2 protein-coding genes are annotated in these 13,277 nt (G+C 69.6%); both read right to left on the minus strand.

The window, feature by feature from the left end; all coding sequences use genetic code 11:
• Position 1: 1 nt before the first annotated feature.
• Entirely contained in the window at positions 2–5,371 is a 5,370-nt protein-coding gene (locus AB3X07_RS11115) for an amino acid adenylation domain-containing protein (RefSeq protein ID WP_369944551.1), read from the minus strand.
• A gap of 84 nt (positions 5,372–5,455) precedes the next feature.
• The gene (locus AB3X07_RS11120; RefSeq protein WP_369944552.1) at positions 5,456–13,273 is read right to left on the minus strand and encodes an amino acid adenylation domain-containing protein; all 7,818 of its coding nucleotides are present in this window, start codon (positions 13,271–13,273) and stop codon (positions 5,456–5,458) included.
• Positions 13,274–13,277 lie beyond the last annotated feature (4 nt).

Consider the following 13,277-nt stretch of genomic DNA (forward strand, 5'->3'; position numbering starts at 1 on the left):
CTCAGATCTCCTCTTCGACGATGTCTTCGTCGAGTGATTCTTCCGCCTTGGCCACCGCCAGGAAGCGCTCGATGATGCGAGCCTGCGCGGCGATGCTGCGATGCGCGAACAGGGTTCCGACCGGCACGGCCACCTCGCATTCGGCGCGGATCCTGCTCTGCAGCCTGGCCAGGAGCAGCGAGTTGCCGCCGACGGCGAAGAAGTCCTGGTCGCAACCGAACACCGCATGCGGCAGCAGGCCCTGCCACACGCGATGCAGCATGTGCTCGATCTCGCTGCGCGGCGGCGACTGCCGGTCCGCGTCCGGCGCCGGAACCGGCAGCGGCAACGCCGCGCGGTCGAGTTTGCCGTTGCCGGTCAACGGCAGCGCAGGCAGGAACACGATCGCGGCGGGCAGCATGTACGCCGGCAGGCGGCCGGACAGCGCCTCCTTCAGCGCGGTGGCGTCGAACGCGGCGCCGGGACGCAGAACCGCATACAGCACCAGATCCAGGCCGCCACCGGAGACGAGCTCGCGCGCCACCACGGCGGCCTCGGCGATCTCGGCGCAGTGGCGCGCGGCAGCCTCGATCTCGCCAGGCTCGATGCGCACGCCGCGGATCTTGAGTTGATCGTCGTTGCGGCCAAGGAATTCCAGCACGCCGTCGTCCAACCATCGCGCCACGTCGCCGGAGCGGTACATGCGCGCCTCGGGCTTCGCGCTGAACGGATCGAGCACGAAGCGCTCGGCGGTCAGCGCCGGCTGATTGAGATAGCCGCGGGCGACGCCCGCACCGCCGATGTGGAGCTCGCCGGCAACACCGACCGGTACGGGTTCTCCCAGCGCATCGAGGACATAGATCGAGGCGTTGGCGATGGGCCGGCCGATGGGCACGGTGTCGGCGTGGCCTAGCCAGTCCGTGGCGGAAAAGGCCGTGCAGCCGACCACGGTCTCGGTCGGGCCGTACTCGTTGATGATGCGCGAGGCCGGGGAGACCGCGCGCCAGCGCGCCACGGTGGCGCTGGGAAGCGCTTCGCCGCCCACCACGAACAGATGCGGCGGGCAGCTGTCTTCCTGCAGACCGTGGCCAAGGACCGCCAGGTGCGCCGGGGTGATCTTGACCAGGCAGGGAGACGGGGCCGCCAACAAATGCCGCTCCAGCTCCACCACCTCCTGGCCCTGCGGCAACAGCGTGAGTGCGCCGCCAACCAGCAGCGGCACGAAGAGGCTGGTCACGGTCGCGTCGAAGACCAGCGGCGTGGAGACCACCGCGTCGATGCGCGCGTTTCCAGCGTAGTGGTCGACGGCCCAGTGCAGATAGTTCGCCAGACCGCCGTGTTCCACCACGACCCCCTTCGGCGTCCCCGTGGAGCCGGAGGTATAGATGACGTACGCGGCGGTGCCCAGCGTCAGGCCTGGCACCGCTGGCTCGTCCTCGGGCAGCCCGGCGATGTCGGCGGCGGTGCCATCCAGCGGCAGCACCGGGCATGGCGCGTCGTGCAGGGCCAGCGACGACCGCGTCAGCATCAGCACCGGCTGGCAGTCGTTCAACTGCGCGTGGAGACGCGCGGCCGGAGCGCCCGGGTCGAGCGGAACGTAGGCGCCTCCGGACTTCAGCACGGCCAGTACCGCCACGACCATCTCCGGTCCGCGCTCGATGCACAGCGCGACCCTGGACTCGGGCGTGACGCCGGCGGCCACCAGGCGATGGGCCAGCTGATTGGCCAGCCGCTCTAGCGTCGCGTAACTCAAGCGCGTGTCGCCGGCGATCACCGCGGGTGCGTCCGGCGTGGCGCGGGCCTGCGCCGCGATGGCGTGGTGGACCGGGCGCAACTGTGCGCGTTCGACCCATGCCGGGTTGAACTCCTCAACCACGCGGCGTCGTTGCGTCGCCGGCAGGACGTCCAACTGCCGCAGCGGCGTCGCGCCGGCGGCGTCGGTGTCCTGGGCGAGCCGTGCCAGGGCACCGAAGATCTGGTGAAGATGCGCGTCCAGGCGCTCGATGCTGGCGCGGTCGAAGATGCTGTGGTCGTAGGTCCAGCTGACCGATGCACCATCCGGCGTCCACCGGCTGTGGATCTCGATGTCGAACTTCACCCCGGTGCCTTCGAAGGCATAGGTCCGTACCTGCGCGCCGGGTACTTCGAGCAGCGCCCGTTCGTCGCCGCGCTTGAGCCCGTAGTCCGCATCCGCGCTCAGCATGATCTGGAACAACGGCGTGTGCTTCGGGGTGCGCTGCACCTGCAGGCGATCCACCAGCAGTTCGAACGGGATGTCCTGGTTGGACTGCGCGTCGAGGTGCACCTGCCTGACCTCGGCCAGTAAGTCCCCGAGGGTCGCATGCGCGGTCGTCAGGCGCAGCACCAGGGTATTGATGAAGAAGCCGATCAACTGCTCGGTCTGCGCCTGGTGGCGATTGGCCACCGGCGTGCCGATCAGCACCTTGCCGGCATGGCTGTGACGGTCCAGCACCAGGGCCAGCGCCGCGTGGGTCAGCATGAACGGGGTCAGCTGGAAATGCTTCGCCAGCCGCTCCAGCGCGGCGGCCTCCGCCGCCTGGACGCGGCTGATGACGCTGCTGCCGACATGCGCCTTGGTCTCAGGCCGGGGTCGGTCCAGGCGCAAGCCATGGACGGGCGGCGCGTCGGCCAGTTGGGTGAGCCAGTATTGCAACTGGCGCTCGAACGCATCGCTGCCCATCCATTGCCGCTGCCAGTGCGCATAGTCCGCGTACTGGATCGAGAGCGAGGCCGGCGCTGCGCCGCCCTGAGCGAGATGGCGGTAGGCGACGACGAACTCGTTGACCAGCAGATCCTGCGACCAGCCATCGCAGGCGATGTGGTGCACGTTGAACAGCAGCACGCCCTGCGCATGCCCTGCCCCGTCGCGGCCGGTGTCGAAGTAGGTCGCGCGCACCATCAGGTCCTGCGCCAGGTTGAACGGACGCGTCAGTTCCTCCTGGATGAGCCGCGACAGGCGCGGCTCGCGTTCGCCGGGCGGCAGCGCCGCCAGATCGTGGCGCAGCACATGGAACCGTTCTTGCTCGAGCACGCGTTGCACGACGCCGTCGTCGTCGGTGGCGTAGACGCTGCGTAGCACTTCATGGCGCTGGATCACCAACCCCATCGCGCGTTCGGCGAGATCGAGATCAAGCGTCCCGGTCAGCTGGAACAGCGCCGGCATGTTGTACTCGGGGCTGCCGCCGTTGAGCTGGTCGATGAACCATACCCGCTCCTGGGCGAACGACAGCGCCATCCGCGCGCCCGCCGGCCGTACCGGAATCAGCGGGCGCTTTCCGAGGCCGCGCGCCTCGAGCACGAGCGCATAGTCGGCCAGGACCGTGTGCTCGAAGATGTCGCGGATCTGCATTTCCACCGAGCACAGTTCGGACAGCCTGGAGGTGGCGCGCATCGCCTTGATGGAGTTGCCGCCTCGGTCGAAGAAGTCGTCGGTGAGGCCCAGGCCGGGACATTCGAGCATCTCGCTCCACACGGCTGCGACCCGCCGCTGCGCCTCCGTCTCGAGCGGAAAGTGCACCGTCGGCAATTTCCTGTGGTCCAGCCGGCCCGCCCCGCGCAGACAATCCGCGCCGACCAGCGACCAAGCATGCGGCACCCAGTCCTGGCCGAGCGTCGCTGCGACCTGCCGCTCCACCGCCAGTTGGCGTTGGCGCAGCGCCTGGGCGTCGGGCGCCGCATCGGCCAACAGGTGCAGCACGTGGCGTGGCGCCGTGCTGCCGCCCTGCCTGATCCAGGCCAGCGGGCAGCCGGGGAAGGCGTCCTGGGCGATCGCCAGCGCCTGCCTGAGCGCATCCTCCGGCCCGTCGCCGATGCGCGTGGTGCGCGGGACCAGTCCCGGGAACTCCAGTGCGGCCACGTCCTCCACATCGCCAGCCGCCAGTTGCCGCAAGGCGGCAAGACAGGCGTCGGCCAGCATCTGCACGGTGCCCGCCAGGAACAGGCGATCGGCATACTTCCAGCTCAGCGTCAGGCCGTCGGCATCCTGCAGCGCCACGATCTCCAGGTCGTACTTGATCAGCGGCGGCTGCGCGAGCGCGGACAGCGCGACCTCGCCCAGGCGTGGCGCCGCGTCCACGGCGTTCTGCAGATTGAACACGGTCTGGAACAGCGGCGAGTGCCCCATCGATTGCTCGATGTCCAGCGACTCCAGCAGATACCCTAGCGGCAAGGCCTGCATGGACAGCGCTTGGAGCGTGCGCTCGCGGGACTGCGCCAGATACGTTGCCAAGGGCCCCTGCGCCGGGCAGCGGGTGCGCAGCGGCAGCACATTCACGAACAGCCCGACGATGCCGTGCGTCGCTTCGCGGTCGCGGCCGGAAATGGGGGTGCCGATGACGACGTCGTCGCGATCGGCCCAACGCCCGATCATCAGCGCCAGGATCGCCTGCATCAGCATGAACAGGGTCATGTTGTGCTGCTTGGCCAGGGTGGACAGCCGGGCCAGGTCGCCGGCGTCGAGCCGGGTTTCCACCGTCGCGCCGGAGGCGACGAACACCGGCGGGCGCGCCAGGTCGGTCGGCAGCAGCGGCGCGCTCGGCACGCCATCCAGGGTCGCCTTCCAATACGCCAGTTCCTGTGCGAATCGGCCCTGCGCCAGCGCACGGCGCTGGCTGTAGGCGTAGTCGCCGTAACCGAGCGACAGCGGCGGCAGGCGTGGCGCGATCCCTGCGCGCAGGGCCTCGTAGACGGCGCAGATCTCCGCGACCAGCAGTTCCTGCGACCAGCCATCGGAGGCGATGTGATGGATCGTGATCGACAGGACGTGGCGCCCCGACGAACAAATGAAACACGCCACCCGCAGAGGAAGGTCGTGGCCAAGATCGAACCGCCTGGACCGTTCGGTCGCCAGGCGCGCGGACAGTTCCTTCTGCTGCCCGGCATCGTTGAGCCAGCTCAGATCGATCACGTGCAACTGGAACCGCGTCGCATCCACCACGCGCTGCACGATGCCGCCGTCCTCGCCGGGCGCATACAGCGTACGCAGGATCGCGTGGCGCTCGACGATGACCTCCAGGGTACGGCGCAGCGCGTCGTGGTCCAGCGGCCCACGCATGTCGAAGGTGTTGGTGATGTTGTACTGGCCCTGCTCGCTGATGGTGTGGCCCAGCCACACCTGCTGCTGTTGCAGCGAAAGCGGCAGGTCCTCGGCGTCGGGAGCGGCGTCGAGCGGCCAGGTGCCGGCGTCGGCGTCGGTCGCGTCCGCCATTGCGCCGAGATACGCGATGATGTCGCCCTTGTGCGCGGCGATCTCCGCGCGCAACTCGTCCGACAGCGCGCCATCGGCGGCCGTGTAGGCGAGCTTGCCTTGTTTGAGATACAGCGCGACCTGCGCCTGCAGCGCACGCTCGATGATGCCTTCCACCTTCTTCATGACTGCCCCCACAGAACGACCCCGGCGATGCCTGGGCCAGGTCCTTGCAGCAACGGCGCAAGGGATGCTTGACGATCGATCACCTCAGAACTCTCCTTCCTCGACGGTCTGCGTCGCGCGCAGCGCATCGCGCATCGAGGACGAGCGGTCGGTGACCGACAGGCCATCGATGCGCGTGGCGATGTGCGCGACGGTCGGGTTGGCGAAGAATTCGGAGAGCGAGAAAACGCGGTCCGCGACGTTGAAGCGGGCGCGGATCTTGGCCACCAGGCGGGTCGCGATCAGGGAATCGCCGCCCAGTTCGAAGAAATTGGCGTGCGGATCGATCGGGTGGATGCCGAGCACATCCTGCCAGAGCGCGGCCACGGCCCGCTCGGTGGACGGCGGCAGGGCCGCCTGCGACGCGTCCGCCGGGTCCCGCGCGTCGCCGCCGGCGGACACGTCCGCCAGCGACCCCACCCAGCGGGCGAAGCGCGCATCCAGGTCGGCCGTGGAATTGATCAGGCAGGGCTGGTCGCAATGGCCCATGGCCACGGCGAAGGCGCGCAGGCCTTCTTCCGGCCGCATGGCGTGGGCCGTGCCCGGCGTCGTGTCCGCGCCGAAGTTCCAGCCGTCCCAGGCCACGCTGAACCACTGTTCGTGCCCTTGGTTGCGCAGTTGCTGAACGAATGCATCGGCGAAGGCGTTGGCGGCCGCATAGGCGGTGAAGCCAAGTCCGCCCAGCTCGATCGCCAGCGACGACATGACCAGGCAGAAGTCGACATCGCGGCCGCGCAGGACCGACTCCAGGTTCATCAGGCCGGCGACCTTGGGCAGGAAATGGATCGCGCAGGCCGTCTCGTCGGTCTGCGCCAACGGCAGCAGCGCATCGGCGACCACCCCGGCGGCGTGGATGACGCCCGCGACCGGGCCGAACGCCTGCTCGGCCGCGTCCAGCGCGGCGGCAAGGGCCTGGCGGTCGCCCACGTCCGCATGCAGGAAGCGGATGCCGCCGCCGGCATCCGTTAGCGCCGCGGACGCCGGCTCCCGGCGACCGAGCAGACTGACCCGCGCATCGAACTGCTGCGTCAGCCAGGTAGCCAGGACCATTCCGATCCTGCCCGTCCCGCCGGTGATCAGGTAATGCCCGCCGCGTCGCAGGCGCATCGGGGACGGTGCCGGTGCGACCTCGGCGAGTGGGCGGTATTGCTTCAGCCAACGTGTATTGCCGCGCAACGCCAGCTCGGGAACGCCCGTCGCGCAGGTCATCTCCCGCCACAGGCGGATGGCCATGCGCTCGCGCTGGCTGTCATCGGCGAGCGCCGACGCGTCGATGTCGATGAGGCGGCAGGACATCTGCGGCAATTCCTGCGTGGCGACCCGGCACAGGCCGCGCAGCGTCGCCAGCGCCGGGCGCATCAGTTCCGTGCCGGTCACGCGCAGCGCACGGTCGGTGACCACGGCCAGCTGCACGGCCAGGCGCGGATGACGGTCGTTGATCGCCTGCAGCAGGCGCAGGAGCGGATAGAGCACGCGGCGCTGGTCCTGCGCGAACCGCGCGTGCTCGTCCATCGCGGTCACCGCGTGCAGCGGCCACAGGCAGACGATGGCGACGGAGGGGCGTCCGTCGAGATCCTGCAGCAGTGCCTCCCGCCGCGCGTCGTCCGGGAAGGTCGTGCTGCCGTCCCCGCCTTGGTCCGCGAGCAGGATGCCGCCGTGCGCGGCGATGCGCCTGGACAATGCATCGCCGAGGCCGAGGTCGTCTGCAAGCACGACCCAGGCATCGGCGAGCGTTGCATCGTCCGCGCCCGCGTCGCCGAGGTTGGGGACCAATCGCCACTGCGGCACGTAGAACCAGTCGCGCGCCTCCGTCGAACGCGTGCCGCTGGCGGCCGCGGCGGTCGCCAGCGGCGCGCGCGGCGCAAGCCAATGGCGCGCACGGTCGAACCGATAGGTCGGCAGTGCGATGCGCCGCGGCTGCTCCGTGCCTCGCAGGCTGGACCAGTCGATGGCCAGGCCGGCGGACCACAGCCTGCCCAGCGCCTGCTTCCAGTGCCGGGCGTCGGACGTGGCGTCCTGCGCACCGCGCATGCAGGACAGCACGACGGCACCGGCGGCATCGCGATGGCGGCGCACCAGGTTGCCGAGCGCGTTGCCGGGCCCCGCTTCGATGAAGACCGCGCGGGAGTTGGTGGCGGCCAGATGGGCGCACAGCGTCTGCACGCCTTGCTCGAACTTCACCGGTGCCAGCATGTGCGCCACCCAATACTCCGGATCGCACGCCTGCTCGGCCGTGATGAACGTGCCGGTAAGATTGGAGACGAAAGCGTGCCGGGGCGGCTGCAGCGGAATCGTCGCCAGCACCGCGCGCAACCCTTGCGCGGCGGCATCCATCATCGGCGAATGGAAGGCATGCGAGGTCTGCAGGCGACGGTGCGCGATGCCGGCGCCGTCCAGTGCGGCCTCGGCCTGGCCGATCGCGGCGTGGGGGCCGGACAGCACATGGCTGTCCGCGCCGTTGAGCGCGGCCAGCGCGAGCGTGCCGGACGCGACCAGGTGCCGGGTGTGCTCCGCTGCGGCAGCGACCGCCAGCATCGCCCCGGGCGGGCTCTGCTCCATGCACCTGGCGCGTGCGCAGATCAGGCGGACGGCGTCCTCCAGCGAGAACACGCCGGCGATGCAGGCGGCCACGTACTCGCCGAGGCTGTGCCCGAGCATCGCGTCGGGAACGACACCGCTGCCCATCAGTTCGGCGGCGGCCGCATGGCACACCGTGAACAGAAGCGGCTGCGCGACGCTGGTCGCGCGCAGGCGCTCCTCGTCCCCTGCCAGCAGGGCGCGCAGGTCGAAGCCGGCGTGCTGCTTGACCAGGGTGCGGCACGCCTCGAAGGCTTGCGTGTAGCGGGGCGCGACATCGAGCAGTTGCAGGCCCATGCCGGCGTACTGCGCGCCCTGCCCCGGGAACAGGAAGACCGCCGCGGACGTGCCATCGGCGCGCTCGCGGACGCCGGCCTGGGCGAGCCGCGCCAGGCCGGCCGCCGCGTCGTCCATCTCCTCCGCCACCACGAAGGTCCGCCATGCGTGTGCCTGGCGTCCCTCCTGCAGGGTGAAGGCGATATCGGCCAACGACTGCTCGGGAGCCGCCACGAGCCGTGTGCGCAGGGCGGCGATGGCCGCGTCCAATGCGGTCGGAGTCAGCGCCGAGAGCGGAAGTATCTGGGGGCGTGTGGTCGGCTGCGGCCGTGCCGGCAGCGGTGGCGCCTGCTCGATGATCACGTGGACATTGCTGCCGCCGATGCCGAATGCGCTGATGCCGGCGCGGCGCGGCGCGCCGTCCTGCGGCGTCCAGGCCTGCACCTGCTGCGGGAACCGGAACGGCGTTCGCGCCATGTCCATCAGTGGATTGGGCGCGGCATAGTGCAGGCAGGGCGGGAATTCGCCGTGCCTCACCACCTGCACCGCCTTGATCAACCCGGCTACCCCCGCGGCGGCATCCAGATGGCCGATGTTGGGCTTCAAGGTGCCCAGCACGCAGCTGTCGGCGGCTGCGCCGTCGAATACCTTGCGCAGCGCCCGATACTCGACCGGATCGCCGAGCGGCGTACCGGTTCCGTGCGTCTCCACGTATTGGATATCGCGCGCTTGCAGGCCCGCGTCCTGCAGGGCGGCCTGGATCACCGCCACCTGGCCGCTCACGCTCGGCGCGGTGTAGCCGGCCTTGTGCGCCCCGTCGTTGTTCGATGCGCTGCCGACGATCACGGCCAGCACCGGGTCGCGGTCGCGCTGCGCATCCTCGAGGCGCTTGAGCAGCACCAGGCCCGCGCCGTTGCCGCCGCGCGTGCCCTGCGCCTGCGCGTCGAATGCTCTACAGTGACCGTCCGGCGATTCGATGCCGCCCTCCTGGTGGAGATAGCCGCTGGGTCCGAATTCGGAAATGCCCGCGCCGCCGGCCAGCGCCATGGCGCACTCGCCGCGGCGCAGGCTCGCGACCGCCTGGTGCACGGCGACCAGCGAGGTGGAACAGGCGGTGGCGATATTGATCGCAGGGCCGGTCAGGTCGAGCTTGTAGGCGATGCGCGTGGCGAGATAGTGATTGCTGTTGGCATGCATCACCGCCAGGCCCAGGTCGCGCACCAGGCGCATGTTGGACAGCAGATTGTTGGCCAGGTAGGTGCTCTCGCCGCATCCGACGAAGACGCCGCAGTGCCTGGCCTGCGCGCCGTTCCCGTAGCCTGCGGACTCCAGCGCCTCCACCGCCAGTTCCATCAGCACGCGGTGTTGCGGATCGAGGATCTCCGCCTCGCGCGGCGTCATCCGGAAGTACCCGGCGTCGAAGGACTGCACGTCCTCCAGCAGCGCGGCGGACGCCACGAACGCTGGATCCGCCGCGACCGCCGCGGCGATGCCATTGGCCTGCAGTTCGGCCTGGCTGAAGGTTGCCAGGGCTTCGTGGCCTGCGCGCAGGTTCGACCACAGTGCGTCGGGATCGCCCGCGTCGGGAAATCTGCCCGCCATCGCGACGATCGCGATCGGTGCCTGCGGGTTGCGGCCGGCGTGCGGAGCGTCCGGCGAGCCCTGCGCCATCACCGCCGCGCGCGCGGCCTGTGGATCCAGGTGCATGGCCAGCGCCGCGATCGAGGGATGTTCGAAGAACGCGGTGATGTCCAGCGCGTGCCCGAGCCGCGACTGGATCTCCGCGCGCAACCTGACGAACAGCAGCGAGTTCGCGCCCGCATCGAGGAAGTTGTCATGGACGCCGATGGCGTCGTGACCGACCACGTCTTTCCACACGGCGACCAGTGCCGCTTCCAGTTGCGAGCGCGGCATGGCCGCCTCGGCCGAGCCGGGGCCGGAGCGCTGCACGCGCGGCAGCGCCGCCTTGTCCACCTTGCCGTTGACCGTCAACGGCAGCTGCGCGACGCGCTCGAACAGGGTCGGCACCATGTACTCCGGCAGGCTCGCGGCCAGTTGCTGGCGCAGCCCGTGCCGCACGTCCTGCGCGTCGTCGGGATCGGTCTGCACGAACGCCACCAGCTGCCGCTGCGCGGCGTCGCCCTGCACGACCACGGCCGCCTCGCGCACCCCCGGAAGGCGGCGCAGGGCCGATTCGATTTCGCCGATCTCGATGCGGTAGCCCCTGATCTTCACCTGGTCGTCCAGGCGGCGAATGAACTCGAAGTTGCCGTCGTGACGCAGTCGCACCAGGTCGCCGCTGCGATAGGCGCGCGCGCCCTGTTCCACGTCGGCGAGCTGGATGAAGCGCTCGGCGCTGACCGCGGGCAGGTTGAGATAGCCCTCGGCCAGTCCGGCGCCGGTGATGTGCAGCTCGCCCGCGGTGCCTGGAGGCGCCAGGCGTCCGTCGTTGACCGCATACATGCCGACGTTTCCGATCGGGCGCCCGATCGCGACCGGTCCGGTCGTCGGCAGATCGCCGCTGTGCGCGTCGATGGTGAACACCGAACAGCCCACGACGGTTTCGGTCGGGCCATATTCGTTGACATAGGTGGCGCGTGGCAGCCAGCGCGAGCGCCATTGGTGCAGGACGGCGTAATCCAGCTGTTCGCCGCCGATGACCAGAACGTGCCGGGCCATGGATGCCGCCCGCCCCGCGCACGCATGGCCGAGCGCGGACAGATGCGCCGGCGTGATCTTGAACAGCCACGCATGCGCATCGTCGAACAGATGTTCCTCCAGCCCACGGAACACGGCATCGAGGTCGCTTCCCAGCAATTTCACCCGCTGGCCGGCCAGCAACGGGGTCAAAAGCGAAGTGATGGTGGCATCGAAGCCGATGGACGAGCTGACGACGGCGCCGCGCATGTCCTCGCGCAGATAGGTCCGCGCGTGCGCCAGATAGTTGTTCAGCGCGGCGTGGCTGATGACCGCACCCTTCGGGCGGCCGGTCGAGCCCGATGTATAAAGCACGTAGGCGGCGCGGTCCGCCTGCTGTTGCGTGCTGGCCGCTGTGTCGGGATGCGCCGGATGCGCCGGATGCAGCGCCACCTGGTCGACCGCCACCACCTGCTGGGTCTGGGGCCAGTCCGCCTCCAGGTCGCGCCCGCCGCAGAGGACGAACTGCGTGGCGGCATCGGCCAGGATGTAGGTCACTCTGTCGCGCGGATAGGCTGGATCCACGGGGACATACGCCGCCCCGGCCTGATGGACGGCGAGGATCGCCACCACCAGATCGACACCCGGTTGCAGATAGAGTGCGACGCGTCCACCGGGCTCCAGCCCCCTGTGCACCAGATACCGGCAGAGCCCCGCGGCGCGGAACGCGACATCGGCGTAGCTGTACTCGCGTCCGTCGCATTCGACGGCGATGGCCTCGGGCGCTTGCGCGGCGATGGCGGAGAAGCGGACATGCAGCGGTGCGCTGTCCACCTCGACCGCCGGTCCGCGCCCCGCGGCGCCGATGTGCGCCAGGTCGATGGCGGACAGGAACGGCAATGTCCCGAGGCGGGCGGCGGGATCGCCGGTCAACGCCTCAAGGACGGTCTCGAAGCCGCGTTGCAGGCGCAGGATGGTGGTCTCGTCGAACAAGGCGAGCGCATGGATCCAGCGCAGATGCAGGCTGTCCGCGGCTTCGACCGCGGTGATCTCCAGGTCGTACTTGGCGCCCAGGGTGCCGCTGGGCAGTAGCTCGCAATGCAAACCGTCCAGTTCGACGCCAGCGGCGCTGGCCGCCTGGAAGTCCAGCATGATCTGGAACACCGGAGCGTGGCTGGTGGAGCGCACCGGCACCAGTTCCTCCACGATGCGTTCGAAGGGCACCTCCTGGTGCTCGAATGCCTCCAGCAGCACGCGTCGCGTGGTGTCCAGGAGGCTGGCGACCGTGGACGATGGATCGATCCGGTTGCGCAAGATCAGCGGATTGACGAAGAAGCCGACCATGTCCTCCATTCCCGGGCGCGTGCGGCCCGAGGACGAGGTGCCGATGACGATGTCCGATTCGTTGCTCCAGCGCGCCAGCATCAGGGTCAGCGCGGCCTGCAGCACGCAGTAGAGCGTCGTGCCATGGTGCGATGCCGCCCGCCGCGCGGCGGCGACGATGACCGGAGAGATCGTCTGCAGGCACTCGCGCCCTTCATGCGACTGGATGCGCGGGCGCGGATGATCCAGGGGAAGCGCATGCACCACCGGGCTGTCGCGCAGTTGTCCACGCCAGTAGTCCAGATGCGCCGCTTCGTTGTTCCGGTGCTCCGGCGAGGCCAGCCAGCGGGCATGCGCGGCAGCGCTCATACGCAACGGCGGCAGGATCGTGGCCTGGTCATCGCCCGCGTTGTAGAGGGCCTGCAATTCCTTGATGAGCAGCGCGCAGGACCAGCCATCGGCGGCGATGTGGTGCATGCACAGGACCAGCACGTGGTGCTGCGCCGTCACCCGAATGAGATCCGCGCGAATCAGCAGGTCGTGCGACAGATCGAACGGCCTGGCGGCCAGCGCGGAGGCCAGCCGGATGGCTTCGGCGGCACTGTCATCGCCGGCTTCCAGCGCATGCTGCGCCAGCCGCAGCTCGTCCGTGCAGGCGACGGCGAAAATCTCGCCGTCGCGTTCGACCACGTTGGTGCGCAATGCCTCGTGCCGGCGCGCGATGCGCGACAGCGCCTGCGCCAGGCGCGGAACGTGCAGTTCACCGGTGAGCCGCACGATGAGCGGCACGTTGTACATCGCGCCCGCCTGGGACAGGGTCTGTGCGAGCCACAGCCTGCGCATGTTCGGGGTCAGCGCAGGCGCGCCGCTTGCGGCATCGTGTTCCGCGGAAAGCGCGGCGATCAACGCATCGCGGTGCAGCCGGATCAGCGCGGCGATCTCGGGCGTGATGACGCCGGCGGCGGCACGGGTCTTGAGCTTGCCGTCGTCCAGATACGTCTCGACTCCCATCGAGGAAAGCTGGCGCAGCAGATCCTTCGCTGATTGCATGTCG

Source organism: Xanthomonas sp. DAR 35659, from assembly GCF_041242975.1.
Lineage (GTDB): Bacteria > Pseudomonadota > Gammaproteobacteria > Xanthomonadales > Xanthomonadaceae > Xanthomonas_A > Xanthomonas_A medicagonis.